Below are 21,898 nucleotides of genomic sequence, written 5' to 3'. Positions count from 1 at the left end.
GGTAAATTTATTCCTTATTGTAGCACGCCAAGGGCTGTTCGTCAGCGTTTTCCCTGGTATATCTTTTCAGGAGTGCCTCTTCAATAGCCTTTAAACGTAACATCAGACAGCAAAGTTTCTGTACGTGCTTGCCCTTGTCCATCCACGAAAGATAAGGTACGCTCCATGCTCACTCTTGTTGGTAGATGGCTTTTTTTGTTAATCGTCATATGAAATACCGAAGCGGCATCCGCTTGATTCAACATTTTTTGCATATCAGTATAGTCCCGCTCCCACAGAGCTTTCAATTGTTTGCGAACCTTCGGACTTTCACTGTATAAGGGGTCACCGGCGCGGTCAATGCGTTCCGCCAATGCTTTCATCTGCTCCTCTAGCGATTCACGGGCCATATCCGCTGCCGCCTCGGGAGACAATTCGATTCGAAGCATCTTGGTTCCTCTTGCCGCTCCCAGTTCCCGAGTTACTGTCTTCTCTGATTTACCCACATACTCCAGTAATTCAAGCGGATTTAACCGGGTCATCCACATCTCTTCTGCATGTTTCGAAGAGAGCGTGCTCCACTTGCCCCCCTTCCGCTTAAGTTCCACGGTAACTCCATCCTGTGTGTTATCCGATTCGGCAGCTACCTTGTTGTTACGTAATTTTTCAAACGTATTCCTGGATGATAACGTTAAATCCGTATGATGCTGCAGCTTCCCTTCAAAAGCCAGACTTTGCAAAAATGGACCGTTCTGTTCGCCCCGTATCGCCGCTTCTCCTTTAAACGAGAAATTGTCCACGCCGGACAGCCCCGCTAGCGCACGATTAAACGTTTCCTCAGCTGACTGCCCATCCTGCCAACCACACCCAGCCAAACAACAACAAACGAAGAGAACCACTCCAAAAACGCTATAGCATTTGCTCGCTCTCATATCCATCAGCCTCTCATTGTTCTTGCTCCTTAGGCTATCCGGGGTCCTTCACATTATGCAGACTACAGAAAAAACCCTGCAGCCTCTCGCAGCTGCAGGGTATCTCAATCCGACCTGATTTCCGTTTTCTCTGCCATAATTCGATTGCGGCCGCCATGCTTCGCTTCGTAGAGGGCCATGTCCGCCCGATAAAAAAGTGACTCTACGCTGATCTTGTCATTCGTCCAATTCCACTCCGAGATTCCGCAGGACACCGTCACTCGCGGGTCGGTTTCCTCTGCTACTCTTAAGCGAATCCGTTCAGCGACCTGCATGGCCTGCCGAACCCCAAGTCCGGGCAAATACACGGCCAGCTCTTCGCCGCCCCAACGTGCAGGAATATCGCTGTGACGAATGGTTGTTTTTACGATATTGCTGACCTGCTTCAGAATTTTGTCTCCTCGCTGATGACCGAACGTATCATTCACTTGTTTGAATTCATCAATATCCACAACAATGAGCGAGCCGCAAAAATCCCGTTTCTGACACTCATGGATCATTTCGTCGAGATAATGACGCGCGTACAACTCAGTCAACATATCCCGGTTCGCCATTCTTCTCACTTCGGCATGCAAAAAGGCATTGCCAATGGCAAGCCCAACATGGCTTGTCAACGCTTGCAGCAGCCGGTAGCTGTTATACGAAAAATAATGCCGCTTCGCATGAGTCAGAAGCACAACGCCGCGTACATCCCCATTCACCGTTAACGGGGTAGCAATCATTGAACTGGACTGCGTGCTCTCCATCAGTTTGGATTCTGCAGGACGCTCCTGCTGATAATCGGACAGGATCATCGGTTCCTTCGAATGATAGACCAGACCGCCCAAGCCGTAATCCTTCTCAAAAATCTCCTTGGCAAGCCCCTCGGCATTGCACGACACGACTTCAAGCCCGCCTAACTCTTCGTTATATATTAAAATGCAGCAATAATCCGCCTTTAGGATCTTCAGCAGCTCCTGGTTTGCAAACTGAAAAATCTCTGCTAAGTGCAGGCTTTTGTTCAAGCGCTGGGTCAATTCGTTAATCATCCGGAGCTCATGAATCATCAGATTGGACTGCTCATACAATTTTGCATTCTCAAATGCATTGCCCGCCGCATCGGCCATCATCCCCAGCAGCTCCAGATCCATCTCAGGCAGCTCCGACTTGTCCACTTCAACATGGATGACGCCATAAACACCCTGCTTGCCTCCCATGGGGATTCCGATCTCTACGGTCGTGTCGGGGTCTTTATGTTCATGAATCGTCAATGAACCTTCCATAAATGTACGAACATAGACCTCTTCCTGCCAGTGGTGAATCAGCAGAGGACGTACCAGTGGATGACCACTCTCATGGTCTTGGGACATAAATAATTCAACCTTGGCTTTCGGATAGAGGGCCAAGACGCTGTCTATAGCTTCAACCAGCACGCAATCCACATTGTTCTGTACATGCATCCGTTTCACATACTGGAACAGAATCGAACGCCTGTGCACTTCAGACTCAGCCTGAGAGTGAACTTTGTCCAAATCCTCAGCAAATATGTCGTCCAGTTTGCGATAAAAGCAGGCACGGTATAATAGAGCATACGTTTCAGTCAACATCAGCGATTGCTCCGCCTCCATCGGATTCAAGGAAACACCGACCCATATCGCAAACACATCGCCATGAACACGGGTGAGCAGCGGAACAGCGCATACCGCTCTTCCCTCAAAAGATCCCTTCCCTACAAATTGGGCAACTTTTTGGGAATTTAAAGTGCGCAATATCTTCTGAACTTCGCTTTCAACGAAATATTCCATTAATTCAGGCGCTCCTGTCAGCCAAGCTCCCTCATGAGAAAGAAGGGCCCAGCTGATTTTCTTCATCGCCTGCGTGCCTGCGCTTTCTCGTAGCCACTCCTGATAGCTGTCTGAGAAGAGGGGCTGAAGATAAGGGAAATCATGAGGTGTAATATCCAAGCTCTGATGCAAAAGACAAGACCCGTTTCCTCGAAAATGCCCGGAATCATTGAGCATAATGGCGGAAGCAGGAGAGCTCTCATACACTTTCCGTTGTTCTTCTGACATATTGGGCGCTCCTTTGCACCGTTATAAAAGGTCTATCTATCATGGGAGTTTGAGTTCATATTGTAAGAGACCGCTTGCTGCCGCTTGAATGGTGTTTACCCTACTGTTCAACATTTGGAGACATGGCAACCACCATAATCTTTACGTTATGTACTAGATAATTACGACTACTTCATATACTATCATATTACTCTTTTCTACCCATCTTTGCATTATAATTTATGCATTTTCTACAATATTCTTAGGTCCTGAGTCCTATCGACAAAATTAGACATGAACCAAGATTTATAAAGTTGAAGGTTGAACTTGACTTTATCTCATTACTTCATATAATATTTATTGTTGAGTAAGAATGCAATGCATTCGATGAATTTGGGCGGGTTGTGTCACCCTCACGTTATTTGTTACTGACAGGACAGCGGCTGAACTTTCCTATCAGATCTTCCGGAAGAATACGTTAGAGCAAACAAATACGGCGCAAATAGAGCCCTGATGAAATTTCAATTAAAAAGGAGTCTATATAATATGGCACGTTACACCGGTCCTAAATTTAAATTAAGCCGTCGTCTGGGAATCTCCCTGAGCGGTACAGGTAAAGAATTGGCTAAGCGCCCTTTCCCTCCAGGTCAGCATGGTTCTAACCAACGGAGAAAAATTAGTAACTATGGTATGCAGCTTCAAGAAAAGCAGAAGCTTCGTCATATGTACGGCTTGGGCGAGAAGCAATTTAAAACCCTGTTTAACAAAGCAACCGGCATGAAAGGGATCGCAGGTGAGAACTTCATGATCCTGCTTGAGAGCCGCTTGGACAACCTGGTTTACCGTCTTGGCTTCAGCAATAGCCGTGCGGGTGCTCGCCAGTTGGTATCTCACGGTCACGTGACTGTGAACGGCAAGAAAGTCGATATCGCTTCTTACGCTGTAAGCACTGGCGATGTCATCGGTCTTCGTGAAAGAAGCCGCAGCCTCTCTTCCATCAAGGAAGCTTTGGCTAACCGCGTTCATCTGCCAGCGTACGTTGAGTTTGAAGAAGCCGCTATGGAAGGAAAGTATATTCGTCTTCCAGAGCGTTCCGAACTTTCCCAAGATATCGATGAGAAGCAAATCGTCGAATTCTACAACCGTTAAGATTAACTCGGAACCCAAAAAACCTGAAGGCCCTGGCCTTCAGGTTTTTTTTTTATTGAGAAGGACTCTTCCCTGATATTAGAATATTGCAGGAAAGGCAACAGCTAAGCGAAATCTGTCCTTATCTAGAATATGCCTTGCTAGACATATCTGTTGCCCTGCCAATCTGTACTGTCCCACGTTTATCATCTTAAGAAAGTGCTAATCTGGCAAATTTACGCTTGCCCACTTGGACGACATCCCCGTTCTCAGGAACGAATTCACCGTAGATATCGCTGCACTTCTCTCCATTCCATTTAACAGCTCCTTGCTGGATACTGCGCCTGGCCTCGCCGTTGGAAGCAGCAAAACCGAGCAGCGTCAACAGTTTGACAAGCGAAATCTTACCATCCTCCAATTCTTCTTCAAGTATCATATATTCCGTAAGGTCTTCAGGAAGGGCCTTCTGCTGGAACACGGTCACAAAATGCTGCTGGGCGGCATCCGCAGCCTCCCTCCCATGATACATACGAACGAGATTGTGCCCCAGGCTCATCTTGGCATCCCGGGGATGAATGCTCCCATCCCGAAGCCCGTCCTCCAATCTGGTAATCTCCTCACTGGCCAAATCCGTAGCCAAGCGGAAGTATTTGAGCATCAGCTCATCCGGCACAGACATCGATTTACCATATATCTCATTTGGTTCTTCATCAATACCGATGTAATTGCCCAAGCTCTTGCTCATCTTCTGTACACCGTCAAGTCCTTCAATCAGCGGCATCGTAATCGCAACCTGAGTCTCTATCACATACTCCTTCTGCAGAGTACGCCCTATCAGCAAGTTAAACTTCTGATCCGTCCCTCCAAGCTCGACATCGGTTTTAAGCGCCACCGAGTCCATCCCCTGCATCAGTGGGTAAAAAAACTCGTGAATGCTGATCGGGAGTCCTCTCTGATAACGTTTTGTAAAATCATCGCGCTCCAGCATCCGCGCCACCGTAACTTTTGCCGATAAACTTACCACTTCGGCAAAAGTCATCGGTGCAAGCCACTCAGAATTGTAATATACCTTCGTTTTCTCCGGGTCGAGCATCTTATATATTTGTTTCTGGTACGTTTCCGCATGCCGTCTCACATCTTCTTCAGACAACTGTTTGCGTGTTTCAGATTTGCCTGTTGGATCTCCGATCCTGCCCGTAAAGTCCCCGATGATAAGCTGTACTTCATGTCCGAGTTCCTGAAACTGACGCAGCTTCTGCAGTACGACGGTATGTCCGAGGTGAAGATCGGGTGCCGACGGGTCCATACCCAGCTTGACGCGTAGCGGCTCGCCGGTTACGACAGATCTCATTACCTTCTGCCTCATCTCCTCCTCCGGAATAATCTCTACCGCTCCACGGGAGATCACCTCCATCTGCCGCTTGACCTCCTGCTGCTGAACATTCGATAAACCATCCCATTCCATGTTTCGTACGCCTCCCTTTTATAGTATGAACGCAAAAAAGCTCCTGCTCATCCCAAGGGACGAGTAGGAGCGCTCGCGTTACCACCCTAATTAAAATCCGTTCTGATGGAAGCGGACTTTCACTTCATTTCCATAACGGGAGTGTCATCCCGGAACCGGACTACTTCAGGCAGCCAAAAGATGCTGCTTTTTCCCCCGGTCAGCTCCAGACGGTAATTCAAAGGGGTTCGTTATCGGTTTGCAGCTGCCACCGACTCTCTGGAAACGAATACTCCACCTTCTACTGATGTCCTTCCATGCTTTTCTCGATATGAACTTTGCATTAATTTGTAACATAAGCTTCCCAAAAAAGTCAATCTTCTTCTAAAAAAGGACACGCTAAAGGGGGTTATGTGATTCAAAACCTTCGATTTATGCTATAATAGGTGCGGTAAAAGGAGGAGTATACATTCATGGTTGAGGAGAAAAAACAAGAGCCTGAAAAACAGAAAAAACCACGTAAACGGTCCTTTCTGCGGGTGCTGGGATCCATAATCGGATGGCTCTTTGTAATAGGTCTGGCGGGGATTTTGTTCGCCGGGGGGGCTGTAGCCGGCTATGTAACCTCTATTGTCGAGAATGAGCCTGTACGTTCACGAGCGCTCATTGAGAACACAATGAACGATAACGCCATCACTGGCTTCGCCTACTTTGCGGATGGCTCACCAATTGGGCAGTTGAGAACCGAAGAAGACAGACGGCCCGTGGAGTTCAAGGATATTCCCCAGCTTGTTAAGGATGCCGTTGTATCCATAGAAGACAACCGATTTTATACACATAAGGGTGTTGACATAAAAGGTACCGCTCGGGCTGTGAAGGAACGTGTGTTGAATGAGCCGGTTCAGACCGGGGGCAGCACACTGACGCAGCAGCTGGCCAGGTTAACCTTTTTAAGTCGCGATAAAACCGATAACCGTAAAGTAAAAGAAATGCTGCTTGCCATGCGTATGGAACGTTTTTTGAGTAAAGATCAAATATTAACAGCTTACTTGAACAAGGTTCCCTACGGCAATGGTTCCAGCGGATATCAACTGTTCGGAATCAAGGCTGCGGCAAGAGGAATTTTTAACATCAACAATTTGAATGATCTGAATGTGGCACAGGCTGCCTATTTGGCTGGTCTTCCGCAGCTTCCATCTTCTTACTCTGCCTTCAACGGCAAGGGCGAATTTGATGAGAAAGCATTCGGTCGAGCCGTAAATCGTCAACAGCGCGTGCTGGCAAGCATGCTGGAAGAAGGGAAAATAACAGAAGCCGAGTATCAAGAGGCCAAGGCATTTGATATCAAGGCATCCCTGGCGCCTCGTACACAGAAAGCTTATGTAACTTATCCTTATCTCATGATGGAAGTTGAACGCCAAGCATCTAATATCCTGTTGGAGCTGAGTCAGAAAGCAGGCGAGAACGTAAAAGGCACGCAAGCAAACTCTGATCTGCTGGATGCTTCACGTGCTCAATTGAGTACCGGCGGATACCGTGTCTATACCACCATCGATCGGACATTATACAAGACCATGCGTTCCATTGCGGAGGATGATAGCAATTTCTTCGCTGACAGTCCGGAAAAAGGGATGGAGCAAACGGCCGCCATGATGATCGATAACAAGACCGGAGCCATATTAGGCATGATCGAAGGCCGTGATTTCAATCACGAGCAAATGAACCACGCTACCCAGATGATCCGGCAGCCTGGTTCTGCCATGAAACCTATTGCAGCCTATTTACCGGCACTTGATTCAGGAGCAATTCAGCCTGCCAGCATTTTGGACGATTCGCCGATCATATTGAAGGACTACAGCAAAGTATTCCACATCCCGAAAAACTCGTACAGCGGGTACAGAGGACTAATGACGGCAAGACAGGCACTTAACGATTCGACCAATACCGTGGCGCTCAAGCTATTTAATAACACTGTCGGCATTGAGCATGCTTGGGATTTCTCGAAAAAGCTGGGCATCACAACCCTCGAGGACAGGGACTATTCCGCTGCCACGGGTGTACTGGGTGGTCTGGGACACGGTGTTACCGTTGAGGAGCTCACCAATGCATACAGTGCTATCGGCAATCACGGTAAATTTAACGATGCGTTTATGATTGATAAAATCGTGGATTCCAAAGGCAATATTGTCTATAGGCATGAAGTTAAGCCGGAGCAGGTATTCTCTGAACAGACCGCGTATCTTATGACAGATATGCTCCGTACCGTAGTGTCAAACGGAACCGGCAGCAAGGTTAGAGATACCTACAAGAAGTTCAACGAGATTCCGATCGTCGGCAAAACAGGTTCTACACAGAACTACGGAGACGTCTGGTTCATGGGATATTCGCCTGATGTGACCCTCGGAGTATGGGTTGGCTACAGAGAGCAAGTCAATACGCTCGTTGGCGACCAACGTAAACATGCACAGAGCATTTGGGCAAGAATCATGAACGAAGTAACGGATGTTAAGCCAGAGCTGTTCCCTACAAAGACGTTCGAAAAGCCTGAAGGTATAACCTCCAAGACAGTTTCCGCGTACAGCGGTAAGCTCCCTACGGCTTTGACGGACAAATTCGTTACAGATATTTTTAATGTAAAATTCGTGCCTACCGAAAGCGATGACGGTATTGCAAAAGCAAAATATATCACCTATCGAGGTGTAAATTACATTCCACAGGAAGCGACGCCTCTGGATATGCTGAGAGAACAAGTCGTATTTAAGCGTGAAAAGCCGCTTGACGAGCTCATTGTAGAATTGCAGAATGCCCTGAAAGTCATGAAGGGAGATAAAAAACCACTAGAAGCATATCTTCCACAAGACGCTAAGAAGGGAATGCCAAGCAAAGTCGATCCGAGAACGGATGACGGCAAAGCTCCTACCCCGCCAAAGAACGTACATTACTCGACGGGCAGTGGCTCCATTAGCTTTAATGCCAGCGGATCGCCGGATGTCGTCGGATACCGACTGTTCAAATCGGTGAACGGCAGTCCTTATACCCATCAAGGGCAAGTCGTGCTTGGTGACGAAAGTCTTGTCTTCTCGGGCCTGGGCGCGGATAGCATGTTTACCACTTATTATGTAGTTGCCGTAGACGTTGCTGGAAAAGTATCGGAGCCAAGCGCCATCGTAGGCGGTACAGCCCTTGGTTTCCCGGTTCCGGGTGAGACGGAAACCAACCCTGATGATGTTATCGATATTCCGGATGATGAAGACCTTACAGAGGAAGAGCCTGATACCGATTTGGAGCTCGGGAATGATGAAGGTGCTGCAACAGTACCTTCATCACCAGGTCAGCCGTCTCTTGTGGCCACTCCAGAGGGGTTCAAAGCCACTTGGAGCGGCAATGCTCCCGAGGAGGAAGTAATGGTCTACAATATCTACATCAGTCCAAATAGTGATGGCAATTACCAGATCCTAGGTTCTAGCAGAAGTACGGATTTCTATTATACCTCCGGGAACCCAATCGGCGGTACCTTCAGAATAACGGCTGTAAACCCGATCGGAGAATCACCTGCCTCCCCGACGGTATATTTTGAGAAGAAATAGATAGAAGCAAAAAACCAGCCCCTCCCTACAGAGATCCTCTGTTGGAGGGGCTGGTTTTAATTATGGGCTCAAGCCGACAGTTTATATGTTCATCATGGGGAAAAAAGGGCTGACAATGAAAATGGCTTATCACCATAATCATTGTCAGCCCCATTGTTAATGCGGTCTAGTCTTCAATCGTGGACAGATCGCCTGTAGGAAGATCCAATTCCCATGCTTTCAGAACACGACGCATAATTTTACCGGACCGTGTCTTCGGAAGCTTATCTTTAAACTCAATTTCCCGCGGAGCGGCATGAGCTGAGAGTCCTTCCTTAACAAAACGGTAGATTTCATCCTTGAGCTCCTGAGAAGGCGTGTATCCCTCGCGTAAGGAGATAAAGGCCTTGATGATCTCACCCCGGGTGACATCCGGCTTGCCGATTACGCCTGCTTCTGCAACGGCTGGGTGTTCAATCAGCTTGCTTTCCACTTCGAACGGTCCGATTCGCTCACCGGAGGAATTGATAACATCATCAATTCTGCCTTGGAACCAGAAGTACCCTTCTTCGTCCATATATGCCGAGTCACCGGAGATATACCATCCTGGAATACGGAAGTATTCCTCATACTTCTCCTGATTATTCCAAATGGCTCTCATCATGGCTGGCCAAGGTGACTTAATTGCCAGGTTCCCCATCGTGTATGGCGCTACTTCTTTGCCTTGATCATCCAAGATCGCGGCTGTAATACCCGGCAGCGGACGTCCCATCGATCCCGGCTTGATCGCCATGCTCGGATAGTTACAGATGAGCTGTGCCCCGGTCTCTGTCATCCACCACGTATCATGGATACGGTGGTTGTAAGCCTTGTGCCCCCAGCGAACGACTTCAGGATTCAGAGGCTCGCCGACAGACAACACATGTCTCAAATTACTCAAGTCATATTGGTCGATGAGTTCCGAACCTGCGCCCATTAACATGCGGAATGCAGTCGGAGCGCTGTACCATACCGTAACCTTGTTTTTTGCTAATGTATTGTACCAATCCTGCGGGCTGAAACGACCACCCCGGATTACATTGGTAACTCCATGGAGCCACGGTGCGAATATTCCGTACGCCGTGCCGGTTACCCAGCCTGGATCCGCGGTACACCAGTATATATCGTCTTCCTTTAAATCCAATACGACTTTCGCTGAGTAATATTGCTGGATCATCGCATTCTGCACATGATATACACCCTTCGGTTTCCCGGTAGAGCCTGATGTATAGTGCATAATCAACCCATCTTCACGTTCAAGCCATTCGATTTCCAGCTCGTTCGACGCCGCTTCCAGCTCTTCAAAATAGTTTACTAACTGCGGATGCTCTTCCTCTACTTCACCAACTACAAAAATATGCTTCAGTTCAGGTAACTCGTCTCGTTTAACACGTGCCAGTAGTGCAGGGGTTGTAATTAGAGCCACAGCCCCGCTGTCCTCCAAGCGGTCTTTTACCGCCGTTTCCATGAAAGCTTCGAACAACGGTCCAACGACGGCCCCTACCTTCAGAATACCCAGCAGGCCTACATAGAGTTCCGGACTGCGCGGCATAAAGATAAATACCCGGTCGCCTTTGCCCACACCATGTTTACGCAATGCATTTCCGAACTTGTCGGATTTCTCTTTCAATTGCGCATAAGTATAAGACTCGTCCCTGCTTGCGTCACTGTACAAGAGAGCAACCTTATCTCCCCGGCCTTCTGCCACGTGACGGTCAATAGCTTCATATGCCATATTCACTTTACCCGTCTCATACCAAGTAAAATGTCTCTCGATTTCGTCCCATGAAAACTCGGAGCGTGCTTGCTCGTAACTCTTCATATTGGAATGTGAAACTTCACTTGGCAGTATTTCGCTATGCGTTTGATTCATGATTACATCCTCCTCATTCTCAAATCGATCTCCTCGTAGTGGACAGCGCTTACAAAATGATTAAAATGATACATAGACATTACACATTGCGGTGGGTCTTCACGTTGTCACAGTCATCGAGTCATTAACCCTTGGAATTCGCAAGGAACCTATCATTAACGCTACATTTGTGAATAATTTATGTCGAAAAGATTATATCATAGCTATTGTTTACCTGTCATTGCTTTTCATTTTTTTATTTTTTTGCTATAAGTAGGGTATGGAATCGAAAGGAGCGTAACGGATGGAACACTGCAAAGTTTACCAGTCTCATGTTTTGTTCCCTGAAGACCGCCGCCTAATCATCGAAGGACCTGTGCCTCCCGAGCAATTATCCGAACTCACCATGCACCCTGATCTCAATGCTTTTCGTCGACCTGTGGAGCAGCATGAGGCTCTGGTGGAAATTGCAGGTCTGCCTGAAGGTAGAATCATCATCACGAGAGACCGGGATATGATCGTAGGATATGTCACTTTTCATTACCCGGATGAACAGGAACGCTGGTCTGAGGGCAATATGGAAGATTTGATTGAGCTTGGTGCCATTGAAGTAGCCAATGACTACCGTTCCCTTGGACTCGGGCAGCATATGATCAAAACCGCATTTGAAGAAGAACAGCTGGAGCGTTACATTGTATTTACGACCGAGTATTACTGGCATTGGGATCTGAAAGGAAGCGGCTTAAACGTATGGGATTATCGCAAAATGATGGAGCGTTTAATGAAAATTGTGGACATGGAGTGGTATGCAACCGATGATCCTGAAATCTGCTCCCATCCTGCCAACTGCCTCATGGTCAAAATCGGACGGTACGTTCCGCTTTCATCGCAAGAGCAATTCGATCGGATCCGTTTCAGACAACGGTTTATGTATTAATTTTAAACAAAAACTCCCCCGAGGTACCTCGGGGGAGTTTTATTTGTATGATGCGCATCAATATGCCCGCTTGGCAGGACTATGACTTGCTGAATTGTCGGTACTAGAGCTTACCTAGCATATAGCTCACAATTTCATGCGATAGCTTTGAAGCTTTTACAGTAAACTCGGGAAAATTAACGTGGGCAGAACCGTCGGCTTTATCCGACATCGATCGGATCACGACATAAGGCACGCTGTTCATATAACATACCTGGGCAACTGCGGAGCCTTCCATCTCTGCACAAGCCCCGCCTAGATCCTCGTGGAGCGTTTGGACGGTCTCACGGCTTGCAATAAACTGATCTCCAGATAATACCTTTCCGATGATAAAATGCCCCGCCGCCTGTTTCTTGCAGGCCTCTTCTGCCAATTCTATCAAATGCTGATCTGCAGGAAAATCGGAAACTTCCTGATACGGAATCATCCCACGCGCAAAGCCTAGCGGTGTCACATCCATATCATGCTGCATGCATGAGGATGAGATAACGATATCGCCAATGTTCAGCTCAGGGTGCAGCGCACCTGCAACGCCGGTAAACAATACCTTTGAAACTCCAAAAGAATCGATCAGAATTTGCGTGGTCACCGCAGCATTAACCTTGCCTACCCCGCTCTTGCATACAACTACCCGCTTGCCATGAATCGTTCCGGCAGCATAAGTTACCCCTGCTTTGACCGTCGTTTCTTTATTTTCCAGCTGAGCCAATAATAGCTCAACTTCTTCGTCCATGGCCCCGATAAGGCCGATAACTTGTGCTGTCATAGCAATGCCCTCCATTTTCACAATCAAAAGATTTCCAAGCAGAAAAAAGCCCCTCACATCTCAGGAGCTTTTTCCAATAACAGGGTGGTAATTAACAAGCTTATCATGGCCTTTTACTCGTTCACATGGCTAACCGACAGCCGAAGAATCGTTTCATGTGGCAGAATCACGCGAGGATTTTCCACATTCTCCTTCTTCATCAGCTTGGTAAGCAGACGCATTGCTACAGCCCCCAGGTCATACATCGGCTGAGCTACCGTCGTCAGCTGTGGACGAACCATCGAAGCCATCCGGATATTATCTACGCTGATTATAGAGAAGTCATCAGGTACTTTATAGCCTTCATCCTGAATACTATGTATGGCCCCAATCGCCATCTCATCCGTAGCAGCAAAAATAGCCGTTGGTTTCTTCTTGAGTCCAAGGAAATATTTCATTGCCTCAACACCGGACTCATAACGATAATTACCGATCCGTACCAAGTCTTCTTGATATTCAATGCCAGCAGCTTCCAGTGCTTTCTTGTAACCTTGGAAACGTGCATAACCATTGGCTGGATCCTGAAGCGTACCGCTGATCATGGCGATCTCGCGATGTCCGTGTCTGATCAATGTATTTACCGCATCAAATGCAGCCTGTTCATGATCAATATCGACGGAAGGATAAGAACATCGCTCATCACTGGTTGCACAGAGAACAATCGGCACAGACGATGTCTGAAATGCTTGAATATGCTCATCCGTCACCGTTCCGCCCATGAACAAGAGCCCGTCCACTTGTTTCTCAAGCAAGGTGTTGATGACACGGATCTCTTTTTCCTTCCGTTTGTCGGCATTACATAGAATTATATTATAATGGTACATGTTAGCAATATCCTCGATACCGCGGGCAATTTCCGCAAAAATCGAGTTCGAAATGTCCGGGATCACAACGCCAACGGTTGTGGTCTTCTTGCTGGCCAGACCTCTGGCTACCGCATTCGGACGATACCCTAAACGTTCAATCGCTTCGTATACTTTTTTCCGGGTCTGAGGCTTAACGTTCGGGTTATTGTTGACAACCCGGGATACCGTCGCCATGGAAACGCCTGCTTCGCGCGCAACATCGTAAATGGTTACCGTCAAATTCCTTCTCTCCATTGCCAATAGATTTTCATTCGTTCAATACCATTTGAATTTATGATACGACAAAATACTGCTTTGTGCAACGACACGGCTTTATATGCCGGCCAGTTGAGTCTTCAGCGCTTCAGCCGTAATATGAGAATGGGATGTATGCCAGACTGGCGCTCCTGCTTTTACAAGAATAACTTGTGGCGATTCGTGCTTTACGCTCAAAGTTTCTGCCGCTTGATTCGACACTTGGCGATCCGCTATGACATCAATCAGTACATAATGAACCTGTTCATTCGGGTCGTTCTGAAGATAAGCTTGCACTTCCCTGTAAGCTCCCGTACTAATTGGGCATCTGGTACTATGTTTGAACAATAGCAATGGCTTCAACTCTGATGATTCAAGCATGCTGTGCAGCTCTTCTATAGTATTCATTTTCGTCAACGTCGCCATAGGATATACATCCCTTCATGTATTGAAGTTCCTATCTTCTATCCTAACAAAAAGTTCGTGAAAAATCCAACAACATCCGCGAAAATTTTCTGAAAATCACCTTGAATAATTGCCGGAGTTTTCAGGGATTAGCGATTTGATGCTGCTTAGCTGCTCAAGTCTTCCCTCAATTTGTCGCATCCAGTCGTCATCGCCCAAGTTCTGAGCATAAGAAAACAGATCAAGCAGCATGTTAACCCGCTCGTCAAAGACTTTCATGCAGCGAGCCTGCAGTTCTGCCACCGAGTCTCCCTCATATGTACGAAATGCTTCCCGAAGAACATAAGCAGACTCATTGATATCGGCAAAAGAAACTCGTGTTCTTCTGGGTTCCTGGCCAGGCGATGATAAATAGCGAAGTAATTCCGATTTAATTAGAGGCAAAAGCTCATACTTCTTGCAAGCCTGACAGGCATAAACGGGAACATGGCATATTCGTGTCTTTCTTTCATGAATCAACTTTCTTAATTCCAACTTCATCATCTGTCCACAGTCGCAGGTTTTGAACAAATTGCCCACCCCAAATCTAATACATAATCTAATTCTCTTGTCACAATTCCGCCATTAAAGTAGTTCTATTCGACTATCATACCAAAGAATCCTCCTTATTTGTGATAATGCTTTATTTACCAAATCTGTATCCAAATGTTGTTTATTTCCCCTTCCATGAAACTCTCTTCCGTATTTGTTACAATGAAGATAGTTTGAATAGGCATATGCATCATGTTATGGATACCCATTACAGGTGATGAAAGGAGAAGATCTATATCATGAGATTGACAGGAAAAAAAGTGATAGCGCTGGTAGATGAAGAATTTGAAGATTTGGAGTTATGGTATCCGGTTTACCGGGTTCGTGAGGAAGGTGCGGAGGTTCATCTGGCCGGACTGGAAAAAGGAAAAACCTATACCGGCAAATATGGTGTTCCAGCTCTGGCCGAGTATGCTTTTGATGAGCTGAACAGCAAGGATTATGATGGCATTCTTGTGCCTGGTGGATGGGCGCCTGACAAGCTCCGCCGTTATAATAAAGTGCTTCAACTGGTTAGGGAAATGAACGAGGACAAAAAGCCGATTGGCCAGATCTGCCATGCCGGTTGGGTGCTAATATCAGCTAAAATTCTGGATGGACGGACCGTAACATCGACGCCAGGGATTCGGGACGATATGGAAAATGCCGGCTCGATATGGAAGGATGAAGCCGTTGTAGTCGACGGTCATATTATATCCGCTCGCCGTCCTCCGGATTTGCCCCCATATGGCAAAGCCTTTTGTGACGCTTTGGCACAGGAGCGCTAGTCAACCTTCAGTTTAATATAAAAGTACAGCCGTCAACTTTTACTGGATCAGATCCAGTAAAAGTTGACGGCTGTTTGATGTTGAGGATAAATATAGCTTGTCCTTTTTAAAAAAACTGCTATCAAAGTCTGCTCCGCCTCTAAGCTTTAAGAGGCCGTACTATCGGTGCCTTTGGTTGCTTTCGCACTGCTGCCCCGTTCGGGAAATGCGCTAAGCCGTTCCTCGATCGCAGACACGGTACTTAACTTGAAGCAAGCCGCAGCCTCTGCTTTCGCTTCAGCTGCGTTCGTGTTCAGAATACGATGCTTCACGCGAAGCAAGGATTGCGGTGACATACTAAGATCCTTAATACCGAGCTCCAGCCAGATTGGAATCGCCCGTTCGTCCCCGGCCAACTCACCGCAAACACTGACCGGAATACCTGCCTTGTGCGCAGCATCTACCGTCATTCGGAGCATGCGTAGGATAGCAGGATGAAACGGACGATACATATGGGCAATCTGCTCATTCATCCGGTCCACCGCCAGAACGTACTGGACGAGATCATTCGTTCCGATGCTGAAAAAATCGGCTTCTTCTGCCAACAGATCCGCGATAGTCACCGCCGCAGGCACCTCAATCATAATGCCAACCTTGATGTCCGGGTTGTAGGCTATGCCGCGTCGGTCCAAATCCTCCATGGCTTGCCGTAATATCGCATTCGCCTGTTTAAGCTCCTCAACGGAGGATATCATCGGATACATGATTTTTACATTACCGTATACGCTTGCTCTAAGAATGGCAGACAGTTGGGTCTGAAACAGCTCCACATTATCCAGACAGATGCGGATCGCCCGGTAACCAAGGAAGGGGTTCTCCTCTTCAGCGAGAGGGAGATAATCCAGCGGTTTATCGCCGCCGATATCGAGAGTGCGAATCACTGCAGAGCCATCACCCACGTTCTCCGCAACCAGCTTATACACCTCAAATTGCTCATCCTCCGTCGGCAAGCTGTGGCGGTCCATATATAAAAATTCAGTGCGGAACAAACCGACTCCGAAGGCGCCATGCTTCAGAGCAATATCCAGCTCTTTAATGGAACTCATATTCGCGGCCAGGTTAAGGGTGACCCCATCCTTGGTAATAGGCTCCACCGTGGCCAGAAGCTGGAGCTGCTCCTTCTTCTTCTGCTGCTGATCACGAATCTCTTCGTAATGTTCCAAGATTATGGCGTCAGGCTCCACATACAGCAAGCCTGTGTCCCCATCCACAACCAAATACTCGCCGGTCTGAATCGGCTCTTCCAGCTTGTTCTCAATACCTGATACAAGAGGTATGCCAATCGCCCGGGCCATGATCGCTGAATGAGAGGTAATGCCGCCTGTCATCGTCACAATGCCAAGAACATGGGAAGGGTTGAGATGCACCAGCTGAGACGGAGAGAGCTCTTTCGCCACCAATATATAGGGCTGGGTATCAGCCGGGAGCTTGACTTCAGGAGCACCTAGAAGATGCTTGAGCAGTCGGTTTCCGACATCTTTGATGTCCAGTGCCCGCTCCTTCATATATTCGTCATCCAGCAGATCAAACATAGAGACAAAATGATCGATCGCCTCCTTGACCGCCACTTCAGCAGCCTTGTATTGACGCTCGATAATCCCCTGTATCTCGTTCATGAACACAGGGTCCTCCAGTATGGCCAGGTGCGCATCAAAGATCTGAGACTCCTCGGGTCCCACCATTTCCTTGAACTCATTCTTGATATATTCAATTTCATTCTTGGAGGTTCGTATGCCTTCATATAAGCGCTCGAACTCTTTGGCTAAATCGACAGCATCCATTTCGGAGTCCGGAAGATCCAGCTCCCAATGCGGCAGTACGAAAGCCTTACCGATTGCTACACCTGTTGCTGCGCCAATGCCTTGTATCATGATCCTCTACCCCCAGCATTACTCTCATTTAATACCACGGACATGACAGATGACTGTCCTCTCTTAACAGACTTGAACGGAGCGTAGCTCCAGGATCTGACTTTGTCAGGATTCGTGATTACCATAGGCGTTGCCAGTGATGCGGCGTGTGTCTTCAGATACGCCAAATCAAACTTAACCAGCAATTGCCCCGGCTCCACAATATCCCCTTCACTAACCACAGCTGTAAACGGTCCTTTCAGCTGTGAAGTATCAATCCCGATATGAATCAAAACCTCAAGTCCATCCGGTGTTGATATTCCGATTGCATGCATCGTCGGATAGACATGCATCACGGTTCCATACACCGGCGAAACGAGTTCTCCCTTTTCCGGTATGAATGCCACACCATTGCCGACAAGCTTGGCGGCAAAAATATCGTCCGGCACTTTATCAATCGGCAGCATGCGTCCCTGGACAGGCGCGCTGAACAGAACTCGCGGTAAATCCTGTTGCATCAACTTGTTGATCTCTTCACGGATGAGCTCGGAATAAGTTCCGAACACTACCTGCATATTGCCTCCGCCCAGCTTGATAATGCCAGCAGAACCGAGCAATTTTAGGGCATCCGAATCAATCTGGCGATCATTATAAACAGTCAATCGCAGACGCGTCATGCAGGACTGCACCTGAACGATGTTGTCTTTGCCTCCAAGCGCCTCCAGAATAAGCGGAGCCTGATAAGGAATATCTCCGGCCCGGCCTTCCAGGGCTGATCCTTCCTCACGTCCCGGTGTCGGAATCTCAAAGGTGCGAATTGCCCATCGGAACAGAAAATAATAGACGAGGGCATACACGACGCCGATCGGGATGATAAGCCAGGCATTTTGTGACAAATGGAAATTCAGCACATAATCAATAAATCCGGCCGAGTATGAAAAGCCGTGATGGATATTCAATGCATAGGTAAGCACCATCGCAAAACCGGCCATCAGCGCATGAATAATGTACAGGTAAGGAGAAGCAAATAAAAATGCAAATTCGATCTGCTCCGATACTCCAGTCAAGAAGCAGACCAGAGCCGAGCGCATGAAAGTTTTTTTCACTTTCGGCTTTAGATCTTCACGTGCTTCTTGAATAATAGCAAACGCAATCGCCGGCAGGGCAAACATCATAATCGGGAACAATCCCGCCATAAAGTCGCCCGCTGTCGGATCCCCCGCAAAAAAGCGCGGCAAGTCCCCTTGGACAATATTTCCATCCTCCGTCTGGTACGACCCCAGCTGAAACCAATAAATATTGTTCAATAAATGGTGCAGTCCGAAAGCCGTCAGGACACGATACAGAATGCCATATAAAAACAAGCCGAAAGCTCCCATATGCACAGTCAGCTCATAGAAGGAATCCAATCCACGCTGCACAAGGGGAGCCGTGCCCAGCATGAGCCATGCAAACAGGGTCGAGAACAATCCCATGAATAACAGCACGAAGCGTGAGCCTCCAAAAAACTGTATGGCTTCGGGCAGTTTAATATGTTTAAACCGATTGTAAACATAACCGGACATGATCCCAAACACAATACCTATCAAAGTCGAGGGCTGTATGCTCCCGTCTCCCAGACGAGAGATCACCTGGTCATAGATGAACATGCCCGCCAGAGCAGCAAGCCCTGCGGGCCCTCCCTGGTTTGAGAGCCCCCATGCCACACCCACGGCGAATAAATAGGGCATGTAATAGAACACGCCATGCCCGGCTGCTTGGGCAATTTCACCCAAGGTTTGAAAACCCCATGCCGACCACGGCAGACTCCCTACACTAAGCAGGAGAGCCGCCGCAGGAAGCGCCATTGTAGGGAGCATGACTGCTCTGCCAAGCTGTTGCAATGATCCCAACCAATTCAAGGCGAGCCCTCCTTTCTATTCTTGATGGTACGCGCTGCATCTGTTTTTGTCAAAAGAAAAAGGGGGATGCGCCACATAGAAAAGCAAGCCTCACCGAAGAACAGTGGGAAAGACCAGACTATTCGTGCCCAGTCTAAAAACCCGCTGCCTTCCATGTAAGACTTGCTTTAACCTTCATTCCTAAATATTCTCTTAGCGGCCGCCGAGCGCAATGGAATCCTCCACTTTGATGCAGCGGTCCATAATCGCAATCATGCCGGCATTCTTAGCGATGTCCGCAGCTTCTTCACTGACGATTCCCTGCTGCAGCCATAACACCTTGGCACCAATCTCAGCCGCTTCCCGGGCCACATCGGCACAGTATTCACTACGACGAAACACGTTGACGATATCGACCGACTCCGGTATGTCCTTCAAAGAAGAATAACACTTCTCGCCGAGTATTTCGGTTGCTCCCGGATTCACCGGGATAATCCGGTACCCGCGCGTTTGCATCGCTGCCGAGACCATATAGGAAGTACGATCCGGCCGGTCAGACAGACCCACTACGGCGATGTTGCCGGCATTACGTAAAAGATCAGCGATTTCTTCACGTGATGGATTTTCAAATGCCATGGTTCATGACCACCTTTCCTTTCATTATCGATGAGCGGCTGGTCTACCCCATTATTTTACCCATTCCACCTGGGCCCCAAGCGTTTTCATATGATCAAAATATTGCGGGTAGGACTTCGCCACATGATGGGCGTCTTTAATCCGAATCGGCTGCTGCGCGCGCAGCCCGACCACGGTCAAAGCCATGATTACCCGGTGATCATAATGGGCATTGATCTCCACGCCGCCTTCGACTCCTTCTGGACGGCCGTGAACAATGATTTCGGCTTGGCGCTCTTCCACGTTGGCTCCTGCTTTTCTCAGCTCCGTCAAATAATCCGTAATCCGGTCGCATTCCTTATACCGAAGATTCTGGACATTATAGAACCTGGAAGTGCCTTCTGCAAACACGGCTGCAGCCACCATCGCAAGCACCGCGTCTGTCGCGGCATCTCCATCGAATTCCAGCGCTTTAAGAGTAGAGTTGCCTTTCACATGAACATTACCATTCTCGTGCGTAAGAGGAACCTCCATCATGCGCAGAACATCAATAATGGCGCGCTCTCCCTGCTTGCTGTCCTCCGATAGATTGCGGATGGTCACATCCGATTGTGTAACGGCAGCCGCTGCCAGAACGGCAGCAGAGCCCGGATAATCGCCTTGAACTGTATACGTTTTTGCTTCGTAGGATTGACCACCTGGAACACGGAAGAACGTATAATCGTCCGCAGCATGAATTATAATCCCTGCTTGCTCCAGAACTTCCAGTGTCTGCCCTACAACTACTTTGGACTTCAAATCGCCTGTAACGGTGATTTCACTGTCTTCAGCAAGGAGCGGAGTTAAGAATAATAGCGCACTTAAGTACTGCGAGCTCACTTCACCTGATACGGTAAGCTTTCCACCCTTTGGCTTGCCGCCGCGAATCGTGATTGGCAGTCTGCCATCGTTATGCTCTACTTCCACACCCAATTGACCCAGCGTTTCAATGAGATCATCATGAGGACGCTTGCCTAGTGATTCTGGATAAGCATTGATGAAGGTAACTTCTTTCGACAAAGCTGTAACGCCCATCAAGAATCGCAATACGGCACCCGCATTTCCCACATTCAGTTCCTTCACATCCCGGGGCGACTTGCCAAAACCTGTAATGACCGCCTTCTCGTCATCCTCTTCGATTACAGCCCCCAAATCAATAATACAGCGTCTCATAGCGTCGCTATCCTCGCTGTGAGCAGGGTAATAAATTGTGCTTGTTCCTTCTGCCAGCGCAGCTACCAGCAGGTAGCGGGTTGTATAGTTCTTGGAGGACAGTGCCCCAATCTCTCCATTTAGTGATGGTGTAGGCCTGACGATGACATCCATTGTATGTATCTCTCCTTCGTATAGATATATATTGGGATGATTCAAGCCGGCATTCCAAGCATAAATTGACAGGGAATTATCGGCTTGGTTATCATAGTGCATATGAACAGAAAACTTCAGATTGTTCCAATATGAGTCTTACTATTTCAGAAAAGAGGTCTATATAATGAAACCTATCCCTCAAATGGAAACGACAGAGCTGAGAAGCCGGCTTCAAGATGGCGAAACAGTCTACATGATTGACGTCCGCGAGGATGAAGAGGTTGCTGCTGGCATGATCAGTGGTGCCAAGCATATTCCGATGGGCGAAATTCCGAATCGACTGGATGAAATTCCGCGCAATCAAGAGGTTGTCATCATCTGTCGCAGCGGTGGACGCAGCCAACATGTATGCGAATTTTTGACTCACCAAGGCTTGGATAATGTAATCAACATGAAGGGCGGCATGCTGCAGTGGCATGACGATGAAGAATAGATATGCCAAGAAGCAGGTGCG

At 47.9% G+C, this 21,898-nt stretch carries 17 protein-coding genes and 1 other annotated feature; of the genes, 5 read left to right on the top strand and 12 right to left on the bottom strand.

What is annotated here, in order from left to right; genetic code table 11:
* Window positions 1-80: 80 nt before the first annotated feature.
* Together AM231_RS04685 and AM231_RS04680 are read right to left on the bottom strand one after the other, a co-directional pair.
* Window positions 81-911 (bottom strand): hypothetical protein, encoded by an 831-nt coding sequence (locus tag AM231_RS04685; protein ID WP_053488987.1) that lies wholly within the window; start codon window positions 909-911, stop codon window positions 81-83.
* 104 nt (window positions 912-1,015) lie between these two features.
* On the bottom strand, window positions 1,016-3,001 hold the full coding sequence (locus tag AM231_RS04680) for a sensor domain-containing diguanylate cyclase (protein ID WP_054401511.1): 1,986 nt from the start codon (window positions 2,999-3,001) through the stop codon (window positions 1,016-1,018).
* A gap of 525 nt (window positions 3,002-3,526) precedes the next feature.
* Between AM231_RS04680 and rpsD the strand changes: the two genes are divergently transcribed.
* Window positions 3,527-4,129, top strand: a complete 603-nt coding sequence (gene rpsD, locus AM231_RS04675; RefSeq protein WP_053488989.1) for a 30S ribosomal protein S4 — start codon at window positions 3,527-3,529, stop codon at window positions 4,127-4,129.
* Window positions 4,130-4,319: 190 nt separating this feature from the next.
* On the opposite strand, the gene tyrS is transcribed toward rpsD, so the two are convergent.
* On the bottom strand, window positions 4,320-5,573 hold the full coding sequence (gene tyrS / locus AM231_RS04670) for a tyrosine--tRNA ligase (RefSeq protein ID WP_054401510.1): 1,254 nt from the start codon (window positions 5,571-5,573) through the stop codon (window positions 4,320-4,322).
* A 52-nt stretch (window positions 5,574-5,625) separates the two neighbouring features.
* Window positions 5,626-5,879, bottom strand: a binding site (T-box leader).
* Between the two features lie 146 nt (window positions 5,880-6,025).
* Here tyrS and AM231_RS04665 point away from each other — a divergent pair.
* Window positions 6,026-9,139, top strand: a complete 3,114-nt coding sequence (locus tag AM231_RS04665; RefSeq protein ID WP_054401509.1) for a penicillin-binding protein 1A — start codon at window positions 6,026-6,028, stop codon at window positions 9,137-9,139.
* 166 nt (window positions 9,140-9,305) lie between these two features.
* Here AM231_RS04665 and acsA read toward each other — a convergent pair whose 3' ends face one another.
* On the bottom strand, window positions 9,306-11,030 hold the full coding sequence (gene acsA / locus AM231_RS04660; RefSeq protein ID WP_053488992.1) for an acetate--CoA ligase: 1,725 nt from the start codon (window positions 11,028-11,030) through the stop codon (window positions 9,306-9,308).
* 283 nt (window positions 11,031-11,313) lie between these two features.
* Here acsA and AM231_RS04655 point away from each other — a divergent pair, with 283 nt between their 5' ends.
* The gene (locus AM231_RS04655) at window positions 11,314-11,946 is read left to right on the top strand and encodes a GNAT family N-acetyltransferase (protein WP_054401508.1); all 633 of its coding nucleotides are present in this window, start codon (window positions 11,314-11,316) and stop codon (window positions 11,944-11,946) included.
* Window positions 11,947-12,049: 103 nt separating this feature from the next.
* Here AM231_RS04655 and AM231_RS04650 read toward each other — a convergent pair whose 3' ends face one another.
* From AM231_RS04650 to AM231_RS04635, 4 genes are all read right to left on the bottom strand, one after another.
* Window positions 12,050-12,751, bottom strand: coding sequence for a 5'-methylthioadenosine/adenosylhomocysteine nucleosidase (locus tag AM231_RS04650; protein ID WP_054401507.1), 702 nt, complete (start codon window positions 12,749-12,751; stop codon window positions 12,050-12,052).
* Window positions 12,752-12,864: 113 nt separating this feature from the next.
* Complete coding sequence (gene ccpA / locus AM231_RS04645) at window positions 12,865-13,875, bottom strand: catabolite control protein A (protein WP_054401506.1); 1,011 nt, start codon at window positions 13,873-13,875, stop codon at window positions 12,865-12,867.
* A gap of 93 nt (window positions 13,876-13,968) precedes the next feature.
* Window positions 13,969-14,316 carry a bacillithiol system redox-active protein YtxJ gene (gene ytxJ / locus AM231_RS04640; RefSeq protein ID WP_053488996.1) on the bottom strand — a complete coding sequence of 116 codons (348 nt, stop codon included), beginning with the start codon at window positions 14,314-14,316 and terminating at the stop codon, window positions 13,969-13,971.
* A gap of 96 nt (window positions 14,317-14,412) precedes the next feature.
* The gene (locus tag AM231_RS04635; RefSeq protein WP_242615070.1) at window positions 14,413-14,814 is read right to left on the bottom strand and encodes a hypothetical protein; all 402 of its coding nucleotides are present in this window, start codon (window positions 14,812-14,814) and stop codon (window positions 14,413-14,415) included.
* A 311-nt stretch (window positions 14,815-15,125) separates the two neighbouring features.
* Between AM231_RS04635 and AM231_RS04630 the strand changes: the two genes are divergently transcribed.
* Window positions 15,126-15,653 (top strand): type 1 glutamine amidotransferase domain-containing protein, encoded by a 528-nt coding sequence (locus AM231_RS04630; RefSeq protein ID WP_054401504.1) that lies wholly within the window; start codon window positions 15,126-15,128, stop codon window positions 15,651-15,653.
* Window positions 15,654-15,799: 146 nt separating this feature from the next.
* Here the strand turns inward: AM231_RS04630 and ptsP are convergent, their stop codons facing one another.
* From ptsP to aroA, 4 genes are all read right to left on the bottom strand, one after another.
* Window positions 15,800-17,563, bottom strand: coding sequence for a phosphoenolpyruvate--protein phosphotransferase (gene ptsP, locus AM231_RS04625; protein ID WP_054401503.1), 1,764 nt, complete (start codon window positions 17,561-17,563; stop codon window positions 15,800-15,802).
* Window positions 17,560-19,443 carry a glucose PTS transporter subunit IIA gene (locus AM231_RS04620; RefSeq protein ID WP_054401502.1) on the bottom strand — a complete coding sequence of 628 codons (1,884 nt, stop codon included), beginning with the start codon at window positions 19,441-19,443 and terminating at the stop codon, window positions 17,560-17,562. Before AM231_RS04620 ends, ptsP begins: the two co-directional genes overlap by 4 nt.
* A gap of 192 nt (window positions 19,444-19,635) precedes the next feature.
* Window positions 19,636-20,058: a CoA-binding protein gene (locus AM231_RS04615; protein ID WP_054401501.1), complete on the bottom strand. Its 423-nt coding sequence runs from the start codon at window positions 20,056-20,058 to the stop codon at window positions 19,636-19,638.
* Window positions 20,059-20,109: 51 nt separating this feature from the next.
* Window positions 20,110-21,402 (bottom strand): 3-phosphoshikimate 1-carboxyvinyltransferase, encoded by a 1,293-nt coding sequence (aroA, locus tag AM231_RS04610; protein ID WP_054401500.1) that lies wholly within the window; start codon window positions 21,400-21,402, stop codon window positions 20,110-20,112.
* 166 nt (window positions 21,403-21,568) lie between these two features.
* On the opposite strand from aroA, the gene AM231_RS04605 reads away from it, so the two are divergent.
* On the top strand, window positions 21,569-21,877 hold the full coding sequence (locus AM231_RS04605; RefSeq protein ID WP_054401499.1) for a rhodanese-like domain-containing protein: 309 nt from the start codon (window positions 21,569-21,571) through the stop codon (window positions 21,875-21,877).
* Window positions 21,878-21,898: the final 21 nt, after the last annotated feature.

Origin of the sequence: Paenibacillus solani, from assembly GCF_001277345.1 — a bacterium.
GTDB classification, from domain to species: Bacteria; Bacillota; Bacilli; order Paenibacillales; family Paenibacillaceae; genus Paenibacillus_AQ; species Paenibacillus_AQ solani.
The sequence above is the reverse complement of the archived record's forward strand: the minus strand, read 5'-3'. Positions and strand labels throughout refer to the sequence as shown.

Bases quoted from the DNA above. Each gene is read 5' to 3' on its own strand.
- ptsP (WP_054401503.1), bottom strand. From the start codon at position 17,563: ATGATACAAGGCATTGGCGCAGCAACAGGTGTAGCAATCGGTAAGGCT.
- aroA (WP_054401500.1), bottom strand. From the start codon at position 21,402: ATGGATGTCATCGTCAGGCCTACACCATCACTAAATGGAGAGATTGGG.
- AM231_RS04615 (WP_054401501.1), bottom strand. From the start codon at position 20,058: ATGGCATTTGAAAATCCATCACGTGAAGAAATCGCTGATCTTTTACGT.
- acsA (WP_053488992.1), bottom strand. From the start codon at position 11,030: ATGAATCAAACGCATAGCGAAATACTGCCAAGTGAAGTTTCACATTCC.
- AM231_RS04665 (WP_054401509.1), top strand. From the start codon at position 6,026: ATGGTTGAGGAGAAAAAACAAGAGCCTGAAAAACAGAAAAAACCACGT.
- rpsD (WP_053488989.1), top strand. From the start codon at position 3,527: ATGGCACGTTACACCGGTCCTAAATTTAAATTAAGCCGTCGTCTGGGA.
- tyrS (WP_054401510.1), bottom strand. From the start codon at position 5,573: ATGGAATGGGATGGTTTATCGAATGTTCAGCAGCAGGAGGTCAAGCGG.
- AM231_RS04605 (WP_054401499.1), top strand. From the start codon at position 21,569: ATGAAACCTATCCCTCAAATGGAAACGACAGAGCTGAGAAGCCGGCTT.
- AM231_RS04650 (WP_054401507.1), bottom strand. From the start codon at position 12,751: ATGACAGCACAAGTTATCGGCCTTATCGGGGCCATGGACGAAGAAGTT.
- AM231_RS04680 (WP_054401511.1), bottom strand. From the start codon at position 3,001: ATGTCAGAAGAACAACGGAAAGTGTATGAGAGCTCTCCTGCTTCCGCC.
- ytxJ (WP_053488996.1), bottom strand. From the start codon at position 14,316: ATGGCGACGTTGACGAAAATGAATACTATAGAAGAGCTGCACAGCATG.
- AM231_RS04655 (WP_054401508.1), top strand. From the start codon at position 11,314: ATGGAACACTGCAAAGTTTACCAGTCTCATGTTTTGTTCCCTGAAGAC.
- AM231_RS04685 (WP_053488987.1), bottom strand. From the start codon at position 911: ATGAGAGCGAGCAAATGCTATAGCGTTTTTGGAGTGGTTCTCTTCGTT.
- AM231_RS04630 (WP_054401504.1), top strand. From the start codon at position 15,126: ATGAGATTGACAGGAAAAAAAGTGATAGCGCTGGTAGATGAAGAATTT.